Raw genomic sequence first — 18,955 nt, 5'->3', positions numbered from 1 at the left:
AAGCATGAAGTATATAAAAATAATGGTCATGACTGCATTCATTGGAATATATATGGGAGGTTGTTCACAAGAACAGTCGAAAAAAGAAACATTATCTTCTACACAAGAAAATAGTAAAGATGATAAGAAAGAAGCACCGGTAGAAAAGCAGCAAGAAGAACAAGAAAAAAAAGAAGAATCGCAAACAATTCAAACGAATGAACAAGTAGAAACTAAGCGGGAGGAAGTATCGGCCGAGGAAAAGAAAGAGGAAAATACGCCGGTGAAGCCAACTGAGCAACTTATGCAAAATAATGAACAAAAAGTAGAGAGTAATGAAAAACAAGGAAAGTTTCTCGTCGTTATTGATCCAGGGCATCAACAAAAAGCAAATTTAAATTTAGAACCGATTGGACCAGGGGCAACGACGCAAAAATATAAAGTGACAGATGGTACAACGGGTATTGTGACGAAAAAGAGAGAGACTGTACTTGTATTAGAAATGTCTTTTTTATTAAAAGAAAAGCTTGAAGCAAAAGGGATACAAGTAGTAATGACGAGAACGTCACAAGATGTTGATATAAGCAATAAAGAACGTGCGACATTCGCAAACGATCATAAGGCAGATTTATTTTTACGCCTTCATGCAGATGGTTCTGAAAATCCAAATCAAAGTGGGTTTGCTGTATTGACGCCAGCAGAAGGAAGTCCCTATACGAAAGAGATTTATGCAGAAAGTCTTCAAATCTCGCAAAAGATAGTAAATAAAATGAGAGAAAACAATCAGGTGAAAGTAAATGGGATTAAATTTAGGGATGACCTTTCTGGATTTAATTGGGCGAAAGTTCCTGGCGTACTATTAGAGCTCGGGTTTATGTCCAATCAGGATGAAGATAAAAAATTATCTGACCCGCAGTATGTAAATTCTTTACTGCAAAGTGTAACAGATAGTGTAGATGAATATCGGAAGAGTAAAGCTTAAAAGCAGTCTTACATGGAAGGCTGCTTTTTTCTATATGAAAACAATCGTAAATTAGAATGTTATGGATAAATATGACATGCTTAATTTTACCTGCACTTTTTGCCGAATGCTGATACAATAAAGGATGTTACTATTTAGTAGAAAGAGTGGTAAGCATGTTAGATTGGATGAAAAAGCTGTTTAACAAAGAGGAAGAACAAACAGCGATGAATAAAGAAGCAATGAAACAAATTGAAAGTCAGCCGAAAATTCCTCGTGTAAACCACTACACTGAAGCAAGAGAAGCACAAATGGCAAGCAGAAATGCAGGTAAATGCCGTTTTCCATTAATACCAGATGATGGATTTGATGAGGATGACGTAAGAGAATTACCTCACTTTGAAGAACAACCTGTTCAAAGAGGTATATACGAAGAGCAGCCTACTCAAAGAGGAATAAAAGTGGAGAGAAGTAGACGGCAGTATGTGGAGAATGCAGTTTCTACATACGAAGAGCCGGAAGTGCAATATGAACCGGATCCAGAGCCAGTCGTAAAAAAAGTATCTGTATCGCCGCAAGAAAGTAGCCGTAGACCATTTCGTCCAACAGAAATGATTTCGCCGATTTATGGATATAATCGTCCTTCAGTAGAGAAAAAGGAAGAAAAGCAGGAGGAAGAAAAGGAAAGAGAAGATCTTGAAATATCTGTAGAGGGCAAATCAGTCGTTGATGCATGGTTAGAGAAAAAAGGGTATACATTATCTTATTTCTCAGAAGGAAAAGCACCGACTTCTTCTAGTCATCAAGACGTTGATCAGCAAGGTCAACAGAGTAAAAAGGAAGAAAAGTCAGTTGTTGATCAATGGCTCGAGAAAAACGGTTATGAAATTGAGCGCCAAGAGCCAGTAGTAGAAGAAAAAGAAGTAATTCAAGAAATAAATACACCGCAGGAAGTTTCAGCGGATGAATTACTTCATAAAACGGTAGCTGAGCGTATGGAAGATGCAGAGCAAGAAAAAGATGTAGTGGTGCTAAATGAAAACATTTTACAAGAGGAATTAGTAGATTCCAAAGTAGAGCACGAGGATACAATATTATCAGAAGAAATTAAATGTAATACAGAAATAGAACAACCTATTATGGAAGTAGAAAAGCAAGCTCCAGAAGAATCAGTGATTGTCAAAGCAGAAGAAAAACTTGAAGAAACAATCATTGTGGAAATACCAGAAGAGCTTGGAGAAGTTGCAGAAGTAATGGCGGAAGCAGAAGTAGTGGCGGAAGCAGAAGTAGTGGTGGAAGCAGAAGAAACTGAAGAAGCAGAAGTAATGGTGGAAGCAGAAGAAACTGAAGAAGCAGAAGTAATGGCGGAAATGGAAGAAACTGAAGAAGCAGAAGTAATTGCAGAAACAGAGGGGTCTGAAGTAGAAGCAATTGTAGAACTTGAGGAAACGCAGCAAGAAATGGTATTAGATGAAGCAATTGAACAAAAAAATAAATTCATACATGTTGCTGAGGCTGATGAACAAACGATGGAAGATGTCCAAAGTTTTGCGAATGTTTTAATTGCAGAAACAGAGGAAAGTAAACCAGTTGCAGAAGAAGGGCCAGCCGCTGAAGAACAACCAGTTGCAGAAGAAGGGCCAGCCGCTGAAGAACAACCAGTTGCAGAAGAAGGGCCAGTCGCTGAAGAACAACCAGTCGCTGAAGAACAACCAGTTGTAGAAGAAGGGCCAGTCGCTAAAGAACAACCAGTTGCAGAAGAAGGGCCAGCCGCTGAAGAACAACCAGTTGCAGAAGAAGGGCCAGCCGCTGAAGAACAACCAGTTGCAGAAGAAGGGCCAGTCGCTGAAGAACAACCAGTTGTAGAAGAAGGGCCAGTCGCTGAAGAACAACCAGTTGTAGAAGAAGGGCCAGTCGCTGAAGAACAACCAGTTGTAGAAGAAGGGCCAGTCGCTGAAGAACAACCAGTTGCAGAAGAAGGGCCAGTCGCTGAAGAACAACCAGTTGTAGAAGAAGGGCCAGTCGCTGAAGAACAACCAGTTGCAGAAGAAGGGCCAGCCGCTGAAGAACAACCAATTGTGCAAAAAGAAGAGCCAAAACGTGAGAAAAAGCGTCATGTACCATTTAATGTTGTTATGTTGAAACAAGACAGAACGCGATTAATGGAAAGACATGCGGCTAGAACGAGTGCAATGCAATCTTCTATGAGTGAGCGAGTAGAGAATAAGCCTGTACACCAATTAGAAGAACAACCAACGCAACAAATGGTAGTAGAACCACGAGTGGAAGAACAACCAACGCAACAAATGGTAGTAGAACCACGAGTGGAAGAACAACCAGTGCAACAAGTGGTAGTAGAACCACAAGTGGAAGAGAAACCAATGCAGCAAGTGGTAGTAGAACCACAAGTGGAAGAAAAGCCAATGCAGCAAGTGGTAGTAGAGCCACAAGTGGAAGAAAAGCCAATGCAGCAAGTGGTAGTAGAACCACAAGTGGAAGAACAACCAGCGCAACAAATGGTAGTAGAATCACGAATGGAAGAACAACCAGTGCAACAAATGGTAGTAGAATCACGAGTGGAAGAAAGACCAGTACAACAAATGGTTGCAGGGCAAGTACAAAAGCCAAGTTCAAGTACAGAACCACAAGAGAAAGCATATGTTGTAAATCAAAGAGAGAACGATATGCGAAATGTATTACAAACACCACCAACATATACCGTTCCGCCATTAGCATTATTGTCAATCCCGCAACAGTCAGCGTTAGATAATACGGAATGGTTGGAAGAGCAAAAAGAATTGTTAGATACAACGTTTAATAATTTCCATGTTGGAGCACATGTTATTAATGTATCGCAAGGGCCGGCAGTAACTCGTTTTGAAGTACAGCCAGATCCAGGTGTGAAAGTAAATAAAATTACAAACTTAAGTGATGATATTAAGCTGAGTTTAGCTGCGAAAGATATTCGTATTGAAGCACCAATTCCAGGGAAGAGTGCGATTGGAATTGAAGTTCCAAATAAAGAAAGTAAGCCAGTATTTCTTCGTGAAATTTTAAGAAGTCCTGTGTTTACAAAGAGTGAATCACCACTTACTGTTGCGCTTGGACTTGATATTTCTGGTGATCCAATTGTAACCGATATTCGAAAAATGCCACACGGACTTATTGCGGGTGCAACGGGTTCTGGTAAAAGTGTGTGTATTAACGCAATTTTAACGAGTATTTTATATAAAGCGAAGCCACATGAAGTGAAGTTAATACTAATTGATCCGAAGATGGTTGAGCTTGCACCATATAATTCTGTTCCGCATCTTGTAGCACCTGTTATTACGGATGTAAAAGCAGCTACCGCTGCATTAAAGTGGGCAGTTGAAGAGATGGAACGCCGTTATGAATTGTTCGCGCATGCTGGTGCTCGTGATTTAACGCGTTATAATACGATTGTAAGCGAGCGAGAAATTCCGGGTGAGACATTACCTTACATTGTTATCGTCATTGACGAGTTAGCTGATTTAATGATGGTGGCACCTGGTGATGTTGAGGAAGCGATTTGTCGTATTGCCCAAAAAGCTCGTGCTTGTGGTATTCACTTATTAGTTGCGACGCAGCGTCCATCGGTAGATGTTATTACAGGTTTAATTAAATCAAATATTCCAACGCGTATAGCGTTCACTGTATCATCTCAAGTTGATTCGCGTACGATTATCGATATTGGTGGCGCGGAAAAATTACTTGGCCGTGGTGATATGTTATTCTTAGGGAACGGTACATCTAAGCCAGTTCGTGTACAAGGTGTATATGTATCGGATGATGAGATTGAAAAAACAGTTGATCATGTGAAAAAGCAAATGAAGCCGAATTACTTATTTAAGCAAGAGGATTTATTAGCAAAATCAGAACAGAGTGAGTCGGAAGATGAACTATTTTTAGATGCATGTCAATTTGTTGTAGAACAAGGGGGAGCGTCCACATCTTCTGTACAGCGAAAATTCCGCATCGGTTATAATCGCGCGGCACGTCTCATTGAAGAGATGGAATCGCAAGGGATTATTTCTGAAGGAAGAGGAACGAAACCGAGAGATGTCCTTATTTCTGAGGATGAATTCGCTGCTATGCAGGAAACAAATATATAGTAAACGGTTTTGCTGTATACTAAGAGAAAATGTTGGATAGTAAAGTAGGGAGTAAAGCGACATGAAAGAAATTGAATTAAAATTAAAAGGTGAAATAAATAGACTAACAAATAGAACATTTAAATTTGACGAACGTGTTGGAGAAGGTTGGTTCTCTGCCGTTTACTTTTTAAAGACTAGAGAAATCATTGAAGAATTTCGCCCGAAAAGTATTGTAACGATGCAATTTTTCCAAAAGGAAAATGCAGTTCTTTGCGGAACAGATGAAGTAATTGCATTGCTGCAAACATTCGCTAAAAATCCTGAGGAACTTGAAATTAACTCTTTAAAAGATGGCGATAATATTAGTCCATTTGAAACAGTGTTAACAATTCATGGTCCTTATGAAAATTTCGGATTTTTAGAAGGTGTCATTGATGGGATTTTAGCTCGTCGTACATCGGTTGCGACAAACGTATATAACGTTGTCCAAGCTGCACGTAGTGTAGATAAAGAAAAACCAGTTATTTTCATGGGAGACCGTGACGATCATTATACACAACAAGCTGGTGACGGTTATGCAGCATACATCGGAGGTATGAGCGCACAAGCGACGCATGCGATGAATGAATGGTGGGGCAGAAGTGGTATGGGGACGATGCCTCACGCATTAATTCAAATGTTTAATGGTGATGTTGTGGAAGCCGCAAAAGCATATCATAAGAAATTCCCAGAAGATGAATTAGTTGTATTAATTGATTACAATAATGATGTCATTACAGATGCACTTCGCGTAGCGCGTGAATTTGGATCAACATTAAAAGGCGTGCGTGTCGATACGTCTCGTACAATGATTGATCAATACTTCATTCGTCACCCAGAAGTACTTGGAACATTCGATCCACGTGGTGTAAACCCATCGCTTGTATTTGCACTTCGTAAAGCACTTGATGAGGAAGGATTCCAGCATGTAGACATCGTTGTAACTGGTGGATTTGATGAGAAGCGTATTCGTGAATTTGAAGCTCAAAACGTGCCTGTGGATATATACGGGGTAGGAAGTAGCTTATTAAAAATGAATATTGGCTTTACTGGTGATAACGTAGAATTAAATGGAAAACCAGAAGCGAAAGCTGGCCGTAAATATCGTCCAAACCCACGTCTAGAGCGTGTTCAATTAGAAACAAGAGAAGATATGTAAAAGAGAGAAAAACTGATAGGTGATTGACCCTATCAGTTTTTCTGTTATCATAGTATAGCGGCTTCTTTTTTGCTATAATGGACTTGATATGGGCATACAAAGAAGTACGTACGAGTTTATCCTGATAAGTGAAGAGAAAGAATAACTTCACTACATCAAAATGTATGATGATTACCAAAATAAGAAAAGATTCATATACTGTCTTATAGATAGGCCGTTGTATTAGTTCGAAATGTTGGAGGTTCTTTAAGATGACAGTTTACCATTTTGTAGGAATTAAAGGAACAGGAATGAGTTCATTAGCACAAATTCTTCATGACATGAAGCATACTGTTCAAGGGTCTGATTATGAAAAGCGTTTCTTTACACAAACAGCGTTGGAAAAGCGTAATATCTCAATCCTTCCTTTTGATAAAAATAATGTTAAAGAAGGACAAGTGATTATTGCAGGAAATGCATTCCCTGATACGCATGAAGAAATCGTAGCAGCGAAAGAATTAAACATCCCAGTACATCGTTACCACCACTTTTTAGGTGACCTTATGAACCAATACACAAGTGTTGCTGTAACTGGTGCACATGGAAAAACATCAACAACAGGTTTGTTAGCCCATGTAATGCAAGGTGCACACCCGACATCTTACCTTATTGGAGATGGAACTGGGCATGGGGTAGAAAATAGTAAGTATTTTGTATTTGAAGCTTGTGAGTATCGTCGTCATTTCTTGTCTTACAATCCAGACTATGCAATTATGACAAATATTGATTTTGATCATCCAGATTATTTTGCAGACATCAATGATGTATTTGGTGCATTCCAAGAGATGGCATTGCAAGTGAAAAAGGGTATTATTGCATGTGGTGATGATGAAGAACTTCAAAAAATTCAAGCGAAAGTACCTGTTATTTTCTATGGATTTGGAGAAGATAATGATTTCCAAGCACGTAACATTCAAAAGAGAACAGATGGTACAATATTCGATGTATTCGTTCGTAATACGTACTATGACACGTTCAAAATTACAGGATACGGCAACCACAGCGTATTAAATGCATTAGCAGTAATTGCGCTTTGCCATTACGAAAATGTTGATGTAGAAGCAGTTAAACATCAATTAACAACTTTTGAAGGCGTAAAACGTCGCTTTAATGAAAAGCCGATGGGAGAGCAAGTTATCATCGATGACTACGCACACCATCCGACAGAAATTAACGCAACGATTGAAGCTGCTCGTCAAAAACACCCAGAGCGTGAAGTTGTCGCTGTATTCCAGCCACATACATTCTCACGTACAGAAAAGTTCTTAGATGAGTTCGCAGAAAGCCTAAGCAAAGCTGACCAAGTATACTTATGTGATATTTTCGGATCAGCACGTGAAAAAAAAGGTGACTTAACAATCGAAGATCTGCAAAAGCGTATTGATGGTGCAGAACTAATTACAGATACAACAACGGATGTATTAAAGAAACATAAAAACGGCGTTCTAATTTTCATGGGCGCAGGAGACATCCAAAAATTCGAAGCAGCTTACGTAAAAGAAGTTCAAGTTGCAGAGAAGTAATAGAAAAGACGCATAGCTTGGCTGTGCGTCTTTTTTGTTGTGTTCATATTTTATCCCGCTATTTGTGGGCAGTAAAACTCCCACTGATTAAAGTTTCATTTTATTTGCGTATTGACCTAGAGTTAACTCTAGGTTGTAAGATAAATATGTAAAAACAAGGGGGAGAGAACATGTATAAAATCGGTGAAGTAGCAGAGTTAACAGGGATGGGGATTCATACTTTGCGCTATTATGAGAAGTTAGGTTTATTACCACCACCAACGCGAAATAGCGGCATTCGTCAGTATACAGAAGGTGATGTGCGTCTATTAAAATTCTTATATTCATTAAAGCAAACTGGAATGTCATTAGAAGAAATCGCTGAGTTTGCAAGTGATGGATGTATTATAGAGGAAATCAAGCAGCGGAAAGAGGAAGTACCTACGAAAGTAAAAAAGAGAATTTTAATTTTAACAACTCACTTAGAGCGGTTAAAAGAACAACAGGAACAATTGCAAAAAGTAGTTCAACTAACAGAAGAGAAATTAGAAATTTATTACGGTTTTTTAGAAGAGAAAAACTCGGAGGCTGACAATGAAGAATAAAGTATATGCGCAGCTGTTAGGATTTGCGATATTTACTGGTGGGACATTTAACGCTTCGAAATATGCGGTGCAGTATTTCGAAGCGATTCATATAGCGGCATGGCGCTTTGGAATTGCTGCACTTGTGATGTTATGTCTATTAAAAATACGAAAAGATTTTGAGTGGGAAGTATGGAGACAGAATAGGGCTTATTACCTTTTGCTTGGTATAGTTGGTGTATTCGGCTTTAACTTCTTTTTCTTTTTAGGAATGAAATATACAGAAGCTATGAATGGTGCACTTATTATGTCGACAAATCCGCTCGTTACGACGTTATTAGCAAGTGTCATTTTACGAGAGAAAATAGTGAAGAGCCAAGTAATTGGAATGTTACTTGCGCTACTTGGTGTTGTTTTTGTGCTTACACAAGGCTCGTTTACCGCACTACAACATTTATCATTTTCTAAAGGGGATTTTTATATTATACTAGGGAATATTTGTTGGGCGTTATACGGTGTACTAGGCAGAAGATTTATTAAAGCTGGTAGCCCAATACAAACGACGACATATACGATGACGATTGGTGCGCTTGCCTTTATTATGATATCTTCCACGCAAAAAAGTATAGTACCCGTTTCGGAGGTTCCTTTATTAGCTTGGGGAGCGATTCTCTTCATGGCAATGGGAATGAGTGTGCTTGGTTACTTATGGTGGAATAATGGAATTGTTCAAATTGGTGCAGCGAGAACATCTTTATTTTTTAATTTAGTGCCTGTTGTTACAATGCTTATTTCTTTTATAGAAGGAGTAAATATAACACCCGCACAATGTATAGGGATGATATTAGTTGTTACGGGAGTATTGTATTCTTCCGGTTTTATACAAATAAAATCAAAAGAAAGTGTGAATATTTAACATTTTTTATTTTGAGATGTTAGAATAATAAGAAAAATAAAAAGGGGTTAAAAAACATGTTCACACTCAGAGTAGATGATGAAATTGAACTACAACTATTAGAAAAACATCATAAAGAGGAATTATATGAATTATTAGATCAAAATCGTAACCATTTAAGAAGATGGCTCCCTTGGGTAGATGGAACGAAATCTGCTGATGCTTATGATGAGATTTTTCCGATGTGGTTAAAGAAATTTGCAGAGGGAAACGGTTTTGAAAGTGGTATACGTTACAAAGGAAAGCTCGTTGGAATGGTAGGAATTCATCCGGTAAGCTGGGGGAAGAAAGCGACGAGTCTTGGATATTATCTTACAGAAGATGCTGGTGGGAAAGGCATTATGACGCGTAGCGTAAAGGCTGTACTTCATTATGCATTTGAAAATTTAAAGCTGAATAAAGTTGAAATCAGGTGCGGTGTTGAAAATGTGAAAAGCCGCGCGATTCCAGAACGTTTAGGGTTTACATTAGATGGTATTTTAAGAGATGATGAATGGATATATGATCATTTTCATGATATCGCTGTATATAGTTTACTAGCTTCAGAATGGAAGGATATTCGATGAACGAGAAGATTCGTATTATTCCGTATGAAAGTACGTTTCAAGAGGAAGTAGTAGATCTTATCGTTCATATTCAGCAAAAAGAGTATAATGTTCCCATTACGAAAGAAGAGCAACCTGATTTACTTGAAATAGAAACATTCTATCAAAAGGATCACGGAAACTTTTGGGTAGCAATTTATGATGGTAAAGTAGTTGGAACAGTAGCTTTATTAGATATTGAGAATCATCAAGTAGCGCTAAGAAAAATGTTCGTACAAAAAGAGTTTCGTGGAAAAGAATGGGGCGCCTCACATATGTTGCTTCAAAAAGCAATTTCATGGGCTGAGGATAAAAAATTGAAGGATATTTACTTAGGAACAACAGTGAAATTTTTAGCTGCACATCGTTTTTATGAAAAGAATGGTTTTCAAAGTGTGAGTATAGACAAGTTGCCGAAAAACTTTCCAGTGTTACAGGTAGATAAGAAATTTTATAGGTACATTGTGAAAAAGGTGATGTAGAAATGGCCTTTTTTTACGAACTAAAATGGAAAAAAATGTTATAATTTAAGTTAGGGGGTGCGTGTATGAACATTCCGATTCAAAGAAGTAAGTCGGTAGTAATTTTCGTTTGTCTCACGTTAGTTTTTATGTTCGTATATCCACTTGTCATGCTTTTCGCAAATAAAGAGCAGTGGATGTCAGCATTAATTGGGATGGGTTTATGCTTTATTGTAAATGTACCACTCGTTTGGGAAGTATTTATTAAAAAACATAAAGTAGAAAATGGCGTGCTAAAGTACGGTATTTTAAATGATGATATCGTATTGAAAGAGATAAGAATAATTCGTCAAGTTGGGAAGTCCCTTGAAATTACGACGAATGCATACAAAGTACATATGATTGCGATGCCGCAAGATATGACGCAGTTTGTATCACTTGTAGAAAAAGAAAATCCAAATGTGAAAATAGAAATGATAGGGAAGAAATGAAATATGTAAAACCTTTGTTTTGCTTGGAAATTTTGTTCGTGATTGTTGGCTGCACTAGAGTATATATGAAATGGGATCTGCCTTTATATGTTCCGATATTGATTGGTACTATTGCAGTGGCGCTTTTGTATTATTTTCACTTCCAGCAAACAAAAAGGGAGAAAAGTAGCTCAATATAGAGTGAAGATAAAAAAACGCTCGGAAAAAATCCCGAGCGTTTTTATTATTATTTTAAGTTCTCAGGATTTAAAGCTTCTAGTTCAGATACAACGAAGCGCCCGTCTTTACGGATTAGTACGTCGTCGAAGTAAATTTCGCCGCCGCCATATTCAGGGCGCTGGATGCATACTAAATCCCAGTGGATGTTAGAGTTGTTGCCGTTCCATGCATCGTCGTAAGCTTGTCCAGGAGTGAAATGGAAGCTACCATCGATTTTTTCATCGAATAGGATGTCTCCCATTGGATGTAAGATGTATGGGTTTACGCCAATTGCGAATTCACCAACGTAGCGTGCACCTTCGTCTGTATCAAAGATTTTGTTAATGCGCTCTGAATCGTTTGCAGTTGCTTCAACGATTTGGCCGTTCTCAAACTTAAGTTGTACATTTTCAAATGTATAACCGTTGTAAGGAGATGGTGTGTTGTAAGAAACTGTACCGTTAACAGAATCACGAACTGGTGCAGAGTATACTTCACCGTCTGGAATGTTTAAATGACCTGAGCATTTAATAGCTGGAATGTCTTTAATAGAGAATGTTAAGTCAGTTCCAGGACCAGTTAGGCGAACTTTATCTGTTTTATTCATTAATGTAACAAGGCTATCCATCGCCTTATCCATTTTACCGTAGTCTAAGTTACATACTTCGAAGTAGAAGTCTTCGAAAGCTTCTGTGCTCATTTTAGCAAGCTGTGCCATAGAAGCATTTGGGTAGCGAAGAACAACCCAGCGTGTTTTCGGAACACGGATGTCTCTATGAACTTTTTTACCAACTGTTTGACCGTGAACTTTCATGCGCTCACTTGGAACGTCAGCTTGTTCGTTAATGTTGTCGCCAGAGCGAAGCCCGATATAAGCGTCCATATCTTTCATTACGCTCGCTTCATATGCGGCGATTTGTTCAAAATGTTCTTCAGTAGCACCCATTAATAAAGAGCGATCTACTTGATGATCTTTTAAAGAAACGAATGGGAAACCACCAGCTGCATATGCTTCTTTTACAAGTGCAGTTACAAGTTCTTTTTGTAAGCCAAAGTTTTCAATTAATACTTTCTCGCCTTTTTGTAAGCGAATAGAGTAGTTAATTAAATTGTATGCTAACTTTTCAATGCGTGGATCTTTCATATGTAAAGCCTCCCTACTAATTATGTATCCTTTCTTATTGTAACCTACTTAGTGGAATTTGTTGAATCATTTATGTTAAAGTTAACGAATAAGTATGAAAATTCTAATGAAAAGATAGGGATTAGAATGAAACGGAAAATGATTGTATAATAGGATAAAGTATGAAAAAAGATAAAGGAAGTGATGAAATGCAAGTTCTTTTATATGTAAGTGCGGCTATTATCGCGGTTGCTTTTGCTGTGTTAGTAGTGTATGTATGTAGAACGTTGTTATCGGTTCAGAAGACGTTAGAAAACGTTGCGAGCACGTTAGAAGGTTTAGAAAAGCAAATGCAAGGAATTAGTGTAGAGACGGAGCAATTATTACATAAAACAAATGCGTTAGCTGATGATATTCAACAGAAGTCGCAATCATTAAATAAAGTGGTAGCAGGTGTAGATGGAATTGGAACAACAATCCATTCTTTAAATACGAAACTTCGTAATGTATCAGAGTCTGTTACGGACGAAATTGAAAATAATGCAGATAAAGTAGCGCAAGTTGTACAGTGGAGTAGTGCGGCGATTGAAGTATACAATCATTACCGTGCATCGAGACAAGAGAAGAAGGTTGAAAAAGAAGAGCGTAAATTAGAAAAAATTGAGAAAAAAGCTGAAAAGAACGAGAAGCGCTCTAGATTTCGTATGAGAGGTGAATCTTGATGAATATGACAAAACTTGAAACAATTGAAGAGCTTGAAGTCTTAGTAGAAAAGAACGAGCCTTATGTTCTTTTTAAACATAGTACGACATGTCCGATTAGTCATGGTGCATACACAGAGTTTCAAGCGTACTGCAATGAAGAAAGAGAAGTACCAGCGTATTACTTATACGTGCAAGATGCGAGAGATGTTTCGAATCGTGTTGCAGAACAGTACAGTATTAAGCACGAATCACCACAAGTGTTATACATAAAAGATGGGCTAGTAGTATGGAATACTTCTCATTGGAATATTAAAAAAGATGCTTTAGAAGAGAATATAAAGTAAAAAGAAGCAAGCTAAAGGTGCTTGCTTCTTTTTTTTGTTTTTGTTGAAATATATTTAATGGTACACTATGAATAGTTCAAACTAAATAATTAGATTGTTGAAAGTGGGTTTTAAGTAATGAAGAAAATGGCATTATCCTTCGCAGTCGTAAGCTTATTACTGGGAGCTTGTAGTAATAATACGATTAGCAAGAAGGATGAAGTTATACAAAAAGATACAAAAGAAAAAAGTATGATTCCGAGAACTGCTGTTTCTAAAGATTATTATAGAACTGTTATTCCTTTAAAAGAACAAAAGGTTATTAATACAGCTAATATAAAAACAAATTCTAAATTAGATTTAGCAGAGTATGAAAATGGTTTAATGAATATTGCAATGCAACAATTTGATACAGAAAATCACGTATTACAATTAAATCAGTATATTCCAGAGAAGTTAATTGATGAACTAGTCGCGAAAGTAGAAGCACCAGTTTTAACGAATATTATAGAACAAGACTATTTCGGGAAACAGAATTCAAATGAATTAAGTTTATCTGGTGTCATGATTGGTTTATCTATGTCTACAAGTGTATCAAATGAAGAAGCCATTTCTAAAGGTACTGAAGTTGCTAAACAACTTATAGAAGCTATTAATAAAAATGATAAATATAACAAATCTCCAATTACGTTTGCTATTTTTAAACAAGAAAGTACAAGTTCGTTAAAAAATGGTACGTATATTGCTAGTGCTACCGTTCAAAAAAATGATACGAACCTTGGAAGTTGGAATACAATCGATGAAAAAGCGTATTCATATCCTTCTGATGAATTTACACAAGCACATGGAGAAGATAATACAAAAATAAGTGAATTTGGTAAGGCAATAAAAGAGTTTTCTCCTGGAGATTTTATCCCAGTTAATGCTAAAGTTACTTATAAGAAAAATCAAATGGATACATTAAATATGAATATTGTTATTAAATATAATGGTAAAACAGAATTAATGGCTCTTACTCAAATGGCTGCTCAAGGTATGTTAGAGAAATTGCCTAAAGATGCGAAAGTACAATTACAAATAAAGTCCGAGAGTAAAATCGAGGCAGTTATTGTAAAAGAGAAAAACAGCGATAAACCGTTTGTTTCCTTCTTGTAAAAAAAGACAGTTTTAAACTGTCTTTTTTTATTGTGAGTGAAAATGTTCGATGTTTTTTTATAGTAATTCATTGCGGTATATCGTGTGATAATTGTATATGTACCAGCTATAATAAGTTGTCTTTATGTGAACAAGGTATTCGCACGTATGAAAGAGCGACGTGTAATACGCTTAATATCTCCGCTGTATCGATTTTAAAGAAAGAAACACATTTACCTATCGTTGTCGATGTTACGCATTCTACAGGGCAACGTGACCTTCTGCCACCAGCTGCAAAAGCAGCGATGGCAATTGGTGCAGATGCAGCGCAGTAAATGAATATCTCACAGTTCAATGACTTTATGAAAGAATTAAAAGTATTTGGAAGTAAATCACAAAAAAGAAATAAGCATTCCAAAAAACATTTTGGAACAGTTTCCTCTCTATTATATAGTGCCTGTTGTGTTCGATTTTTGTTGGTAAATCGATATGTTTAAAAAATTGTTCATATAATTTGAGTTGTAATCGATATATGCGAAAAATCGCTCATATAATTTGAGTTGTGGTCGAAATATGCGGATAATCGCCGATATAATTTGAGGTGTGGTCAATATATTTGAAAAATCGCTCATATCAATTTCATTTACTATCGTACGGTTTAAAATACGGTTTCTACTTATGAAACATCTATATTTTTACAAAAAATACCCTTTTTTTCATAAAAAATACGAAAATACGAGAAAAGAAGCGAATTTTTTCGAAACTTTTGCGGGAAAATATTGTATGAGCCTGCGTTTTTATCGTATCATTAGTAAAAGGAAGAACTCGGGACGATTGGTGGCATCTGCAAATAGAGTTGATGTCTTTTTTTCATTCAAGTAACCGATACATAAAAATAGATAACAAAAATAGAAGGAGTGTGCGATGAGATGAACGTAACAATCTATGATGTAGCGCGCGAAGCGAACGTTTCAATGGCTACCGTATCTCGCGTTGTGAACGGTAACCCAAATGTAAAGCCTACAACAAGAAAGAAAGTATTAGAAGCAATTGATCGTTTAGGATACCGCCCAAATGCGGTAGCACGTGGACTAGCAAGTAAGAAGACAACTACAGTGGGTGTTATTATTCCTGATATCTCAAATACGTTTTATGCAGAACTTGCTCGTGGAATTGAAGATATCGCAACAATGTACAAATATAACATCATTTTAAGTAACTCTGACCAAAACAAAGAGAAAGAGTTCCATTTATTAAATACGATGCTTGGAAAACAAGTAGACGGAATTGTTTTCATGGGTGAAGATATTACAGACATTCACATTGAAGAATTTAAAAAGTCTCCAGTACCGATTGTATTAGCAGCATCATTTGATGAGCAAAATGAAACGCCATCAGTAAATATTGATTATACACAAGCAGCTTACGATGCAATGAAGCACTTTATTGAGCAAGGACATAAACGTATCGGTTTCGTCTCTGGTCCTTTCATTGATAAAGCGGGAAGCGCTAAAAAGTTACAAGGTTATAAAAAAGCTTTAGAAGAAGCAAGTATTTCATATGATGAAAATCTTGTAATCGATGGAGATTACACATATGATTCAGGTATCGAAGCATTCGAAAAGCTTTGGAGTATGGATGAAAAGCCAACAGCTATCTTCGTATCTTCTGATGAAATGGCACTAGGTGTAATCCACGCAGCTCAAGATGCTGGATTAAACGTACCAACGGATATAGAAGTACTTGGTTTCGATAATACACGCCTTGCACTAATGGTACGCCCGCAGCTTTCAACAGTTGTACAGCCAATGTATGATATCGGTGCAGTAGCAATGCGTTTATTAACAAAGTATATGAACAAAGAAAAAGTGGAAGATCACACTGTTATCTTACCTCACCGTATCCAATTTAGAGATTCAACGAAGTAAGTATAAAAAAGCTCACAGCGATTGCTGTGAGCTTTTATTCATATTCAGGATAGTATTTTTTAACTACTGTATCTACAGTTTCATTTTTCTTAACGTGTAAAAATCTTGCGTACAATTCTTTTCCTGTTTCAAATGGCGTTTCATCTAACTCAAAAACATGAAGTACTTTTTGAAACTTCCATGTTACTTGTTGATCGTATACATTATCGTACGTATTTTCTGATTGTATAGCGATCTTTTTCCCTAGATCATGAGCTTCCTCTAAACTGTTCGCTTTAACGAGAATGATACTTTCTTCAAAAAGCGTATCGTGATTCTCTTCATAATGCTCATCTATCTTACTAGGATTAGGCTCACCTGAATGAACAGATTCAAACAATAATTTTACAGCGTACATTTGGGAAATCTCCTTATGCCGAATGTTTCACTTTATAAACAATACTTGCTACAAGTGAAGCTGGTATTGTAAATACGTTACTTTGATAATGGTAATGTACTTGGGATTCTTCATAAGACATTTTGTCGTATAGTTCATTTTGTGCGACATTCATTTTTTGCTGTTTTTCTTTGAACATCTTAATGTAGTTATACTGTATTGGGACGAGAATGATGAAATAGGCTAATACGATTAGTGAAATCCATATCATTATGAACACTCCCTTACAAAGAATATTTCTATATAACAATTATATCAACAAAAGGGAAAAACAACCATTTATTTGTAACGAAAATCGATTTTCTTCCTGCAATGTTATTCTAGGCTATAATATAGAATAGGATCCCTTGTTATATGTCACATAAGTGCAAATTCAACTATTATAGGGCAATGTCATGTATAATAGAAAGAAAAGGTTTGTGAGGGGGGAGAAAAGATGATCATTCTTTGGATAATTACGCTTTGCACGACTGCTTTTTTTGCATATATGACGTTAAAACAAAATGGCTTAAAGCGATTTGTTCCAGGAAGTATTCTTGCAGGAATTGCCCTTATCACGTATGTAATTTCTATTTTTACTGAAAGTGTATCAGTGGACATGAGCACAAGTTTAATGTTCATCGGTATTACACTATTTGCAGGTAGTATTATGGTACTTATGGTTGCTGGTATTATTTTATTTATTCATATGAATTCGGAAACGTTATAACATATAAAAAAGGCATGTCCCGAGAGGGGCATGCCTTTTTATCCGTTCAATTATGCTCTATCTTTAGAAGAATTTTGTTGTTTTAATAAGTCGCGAATTTCGCCAAGAAGTTCTTCTTCTTTTGTTGGTTCTGGAATTTCTTCTGTTTTTTCTTCTTCTCTTTTAGAAGTTAGTTTGTTGAATACTTTAACAAACATAAAGATAGCTGCTGCAATAATTAAGAAGTCAAAAATTGTTTGGATGAAGTTACCATACATAATAGATGACTTACCAAATGTGATTTTTAAATCTGTAAAGTCAACGCCACCTAATACCATACCAAGTAATGGTGTGATGATATCTTTTACTAAAGAACTAACGATTTTACCGAATGCAGCACCGATTACAACCCCGACAGCTAAATCAATTACATTCCCTTTGAAAGCGAACTTTTTAAACTCGTTCCACATGTGTTAATCCCATCCTTTCCACGTTTCATTATGAAATTTATAATTCCTATCAACATATTCTATAGAAATTTACGAGAGAAATAAAGGGGAAATGGGAATGAAAGTAAATTCTGAAAAATGTATCCGTTTTAATTTTTATTTACTTTGTCAAGTAGAGTTTGTAGCATTTGTTGCGTTTTTAATCCTTCTAATCCATCTACAACAGGCTTCGTATCTCCGTGTACACATTCAATAAAATGATGAACAGCATCTTCAAAACCACGCTGCTTTAACGTCGTTTCCCATGAGGGAGAACCGCTTTGTGAAACGGAATTTTCCTGTTCGATTTCAAATGTATTCATATTTTTTACGCGAATGATTTTTCCTGCTGTTACAAGTTCAATTTGTTCTAAATTTGTACCAGCATGGCGGTGCATTGCTGTTGAAAGTAATAGTCCGTTTGTTGTTGTATATGTATGATGGCCGTAAAGAAGTTCATTTTTCTCATTTATTTGCATCATATTATGAACGACGTTAAGGTCATCATTAGCTAACCAGCGAGCAGTATCTACAATATGTAAATAATCATCTAACATAGTAAAGTCGTACGTATTTGGCCCCACTTTATTTGTACGGTGTTTTTCAATTCGAATCCATGAAATAGCATTAGCCTGTTCTTTTGCAGCAACGTACATAGGAACGAAGCGGCGGTTAAATCCGACCATTAATTTTCGATTGTATTTTTCGCTCAATTCGACTAGTTTTTCAGCTTGTTCTACTGTAGCTGCTAACGGCTTATCTACATAAACATCGATTCCTTTTTTCAGAAGTTCAGAAACGATTTCATAATGTGTAGCAGTGGAACTATGAACGAAAACTGCATCACATTCTGAAGCTAACGTTTCAATAGAATGAAAGTCTTGAATACGGTATTGCTGACAAATTTGTTTTCTTTTTTCCGCGTTAGGTGTAAATGCCCCAACAAAATGCCAATCTAATTCTTTCGTAAGTGTTGGAAGATATGCCTTTTGTGCAATACTTCCAAGTCCAATCATCCCAATTTTAGGTTTATTCATTTGTATTCCCACCCTATCAATATTGAT

The 18,955-nt window shown here is 36.6% G+C and carries 20 protein-coding genes and 1 pseudogene; 16 read left to right on the top strand and 5 right to left on the bottom strand.

Annotated elements, in window-relative coordinates; genetic code table 11:
* Positions 1 to 4: 4 nt before the first annotated feature.
* The 10 genes from BTOYO_RS09700 (at position 5) to BTOYO_RS26170 (ending at position 11,048) form a co-directional block, all read left to right on the top strand.
* Entirely contained in the window at positions 5 to 961 is a 957-nt protein-coding gene (locus BTOYO_RS09700) for an N-acetylmuramoyl-L-alanine amidase (protein WP_023441087.1), read from the top strand.
* A 155-nt stretch (positions 962 to 1,116) separates the two neighbouring features.
* The gene (locus tag BTOYO_RS25605; protein WP_023441086.1) at positions 1,117 to 5,073 is read left to right on the top strand and encodes a DNA translocase FtsK; all 3,957 of its coding nucleotides are present in this window, start codon (positions 1,117 to 1,119) and stop codon (positions 5,071 to 5,073) included.
* 61 nt (positions 5,074 to 5,134) lie between these two features.
* Complete coding sequence (locus tag BTOYO_RS09690) at positions 5,135 to 6,253, top strand: nicotinate phosphoribosyltransferase (RefSeq protein WP_000658377.1); 1,119 nt, start codon at positions 5,135 to 5,137, stop codon at positions 6,251 to 6,253.
* Positions 6,254 to 6,504: 251 nt separating this feature from the next.
* Complete coding sequence (gene murC, locus BTOYO_RS09685) at positions 6,505 to 7,815, top strand: UDP-N-acetylmuramate--L-alanine ligase (RefSeq protein WP_000219459.1); 1,311 nt, start codon at positions 6,505 to 6,507, stop codon at positions 7,813 to 7,815.
* A 170-nt stretch (positions 7,816 to 7,985) separates the two neighbouring features.
* Positions 7,986 to 8,399, top strand: coding sequence for a MerR family transcriptional regulator (locus tag BTOYO_RS09680; RefSeq protein WP_000276596.1), 414 nt, complete (start codon positions 7,986 to 7,988; stop codon positions 8,397 to 8,399).
* The gene (locus tag BTOYO_RS09675; protein WP_000792466.1) at positions 8,389 to 9,294 is read left to right on the top strand and encodes a DMT family transporter; all 906 of its coding nucleotides are present in this window, start codon (positions 8,389 to 8,391) and stop codon (positions 9,292 to 9,294) included. The genes BTOYO_RS09680 and BTOYO_RS09675 overlap by 11 nt, the downstream gene beginning before the upstream one ends.
* Before the next feature lie 56 nt (positions 9,295 to 9,350).
* Positions 9,351 to 9,899 carry a GNAT family N-acetyltransferase gene (locus tag BTOYO_RS09670; protein WP_000494651.1) on the top strand — a complete coding sequence of 183 codons (549 nt, stop codon included), beginning with the start codon at positions 9,351 to 9,353 and terminating at the stop codon, positions 9,897 to 9,899.
* Positions 9,896 to 10,399 carry a GNAT family N-acetyltransferase gene (locus BTOYO_RS09665; protein ID WP_001003144.1) on the top strand — a complete coding sequence of 168 codons (504 nt, stop codon included), beginning with the start codon at positions 9,896 to 9,898 and terminating at the stop codon, positions 10,397 to 10,399. Before BTOYO_RS09670 ends, BTOYO_RS09665 begins: the two co-directional genes overlap by 4 nt.
* A 65-nt stretch (positions 10,400 to 10,464) precedes the next feature.
* Positions 10,465 to 10,869, top strand: a complete 405-nt coding sequence (locus tag BTOYO_RS09660) for a PH domain-containing protein (RefSeq protein WP_001025037.1) — start codon at positions 10,465 to 10,467, stop codon at positions 10,867 to 10,869.
* Positions 10,866 to 11,048, top strand: a complete 183-nt coding sequence (locus tag BTOYO_RS26170) for a hypothetical protein (RefSeq protein ID WP_044810179.1) — start codon at positions 10,866 to 10,868, stop codon at positions 11,046 to 11,048. The genes BTOYO_RS09660 and BTOYO_RS26170 overlap by 4 nt, the downstream gene beginning before the upstream one ends.
* A 47-nt stretch (positions 11,049 to 11,095) precedes the next feature.
* Here the strand turns inward: BTOYO_RS26170 and BTOYO_RS09655 are convergent, their stop codons facing one another.
* Positions 11,096 to 12,211 (bottom strand): aminopeptidase, encoded by a 1,116-nt coding sequence (locus BTOYO_RS09655; RefSeq protein ID WP_000654730.1) that lies wholly within the window; start codon positions 12,209 to 12,211, stop codon positions 11,096 to 11,098.
* Between the two features lie 188 nt (positions 12,212 to 12,399).
* Here BTOYO_RS09655 and BTOYO_RS09650 point away from each other — a divergent pair, with 188 nt between their 5' ends.
* From BTOYO_RS09650 to ccpA, 5 genes and pseudogenes are all read left to right on the top strand, one after another.
* The gene (locus BTOYO_RS09650; RefSeq protein ID WP_033657337.1) at positions 12,400 to 12,912 is read left to right on the top strand and encodes a DUF948 domain-containing protein; all 513 of its coding nucleotides are present in this window, start codon (positions 12,400 to 12,402) and stop codon (positions 12,910 to 12,912) included.
* Positions 12,912 to 13,238 carry a bacillithiol system redox-active protein YtxJ gene (gene ytxJ, locus BTOYO_RS09645; RefSeq protein WP_001057464.1) on the top strand — a complete coding sequence of 109 codons (327 nt, stop codon included), beginning with the start codon at positions 12,912 to 12,914 and terminating at the stop codon, positions 13,236 to 13,238. The genes BTOYO_RS09650 and ytxJ overlap by 1 nt, the downstream gene beginning before the upstream one ends.
* 117 nt (positions 13,239 to 13,355) lie before the next feature.
* Positions 13,356 to 14,372, top strand: a complete 1,017-nt coding sequence (locus tag BTOYO_RS09640) for a CamS family sex pheromone protein (protein WP_000738035.1) — start codon at positions 13,356 to 13,358, stop codon at positions 14,370 to 14,372.
* 110 nt (positions 14,373 to 14,482) lie between these two features.
* Positions 14,483 to 14,686: pseudogene (locus BTOYO_RS09635) on the top strand (bifunctional 3-deoxy-7-phosphoheptulonate synthase/chorismate mutase); the annotation flags it as partial.
* Positions 14,687 to 15,280: 594 nt separating this feature from the next.
* Positions 15,281 to 16,279 carry a catabolite control protein A gene (gene ccpA, locus BTOYO_RS09630; protein ID WP_001103299.1) on the top strand — a complete coding sequence of 333 codons (999 nt, stop codon included), beginning with the start codon at positions 15,281 to 15,283 and terminating at the stop codon, positions 16,277 to 16,279.
* A 34-nt stretch (positions 16,280 to 16,313) separates the two neighbouring features.
* On the opposite strand, the gene BTOYO_RS09625 is transcribed toward ccpA, so the two are convergent.
* Together BTOYO_RS09625 and BTOYO_RS09620 are read right to left on the bottom strand one after the other, a co-directional pair.
* On the bottom strand, positions 16,314 to 16,676 hold the full coding sequence (locus BTOYO_RS09625) for a DUF4288 domain-containing protein (RefSeq protein ID WP_000271416.1): 363 nt from the start codon (positions 16,674 to 16,676) through the stop codon (positions 16,314 to 16,316).
* A 13-nt stretch (positions 16,677 to 16,689) separates the two neighbouring features.
* Positions 16,690 to 16,926 carry a DUF3949 domain-containing protein gene (locus BTOYO_RS09620; RefSeq protein WP_000637896.1) on the bottom strand — a complete coding sequence of 79 codons (237 nt, stop codon included), beginning with the start codon at positions 16,924 to 16,926 and terminating at the stop codon, positions 16,690 to 16,692.
* A gap of 225 nt (positions 16,927 to 17,151) precedes the next feature.
* On the opposite strand from BTOYO_RS09620, the gene BTOYO_RS09615 reads away from it, so the two are divergent.
* The gene (locus tag BTOYO_RS09615; RefSeq protein ID WP_000585028.1) at positions 17,152 to 17,424 is read left to right on the top strand and encodes a DUF3917 domain-containing protein; all 273 of its coding nucleotides are present in this window, start codon (positions 17,152 to 17,154) and stop codon (positions 17,422 to 17,424) included.
* Positions 17,425 to 17,474: 50 nt separating this feature from the next.
* Here the strand turns inward: BTOYO_RS09615 and mscL are convergent, their stop codons facing one another.
* Both mscL and BTOYO_RS09605 read right to left on the bottom strand, forming a co-directional pair.
* Positions 17,475 to 17,873 carry a large-conductance mechanosensitive channel protein MscL gene (mscL, locus tag BTOYO_RS09610; protein WP_000267005.1) on the bottom strand — a complete coding sequence of 133 codons (399 nt, stop codon included), beginning with the start codon at positions 17,871 to 17,873 and terminating at the stop codon, positions 17,475 to 17,477.
* A 128-nt stretch (positions 17,874 to 18,001) separates the two neighbouring features.
* The gene (locus tag BTOYO_RS09605) at positions 18,002 to 18,928 is read right to left on the bottom strand and encodes a Gfo/Idh/MocA family protein (protein ID WP_001039683.1); all 927 of its coding nucleotides are present in this window, start codon (positions 18,926 to 18,928) and stop codon (positions 18,002 to 18,004) included.
* Positions 18,929 to 18,955 lie beyond the last annotated feature (27 nt).

It is taken from the genome of Bacillus toyonensis BCT-7112 (assembly GCF_000496285.1).
GTDB lineage: Bacteria > Bacillota > Bacilli > Bacillales > Bacillaceae_G > Bacillus_A > Bacillus_A toyonensis.
The sequence above is the reverse complement of the archived record's forward strand: the minus strand, read 5'-3'. Positions and strand labels throughout refer to the sequence as shown.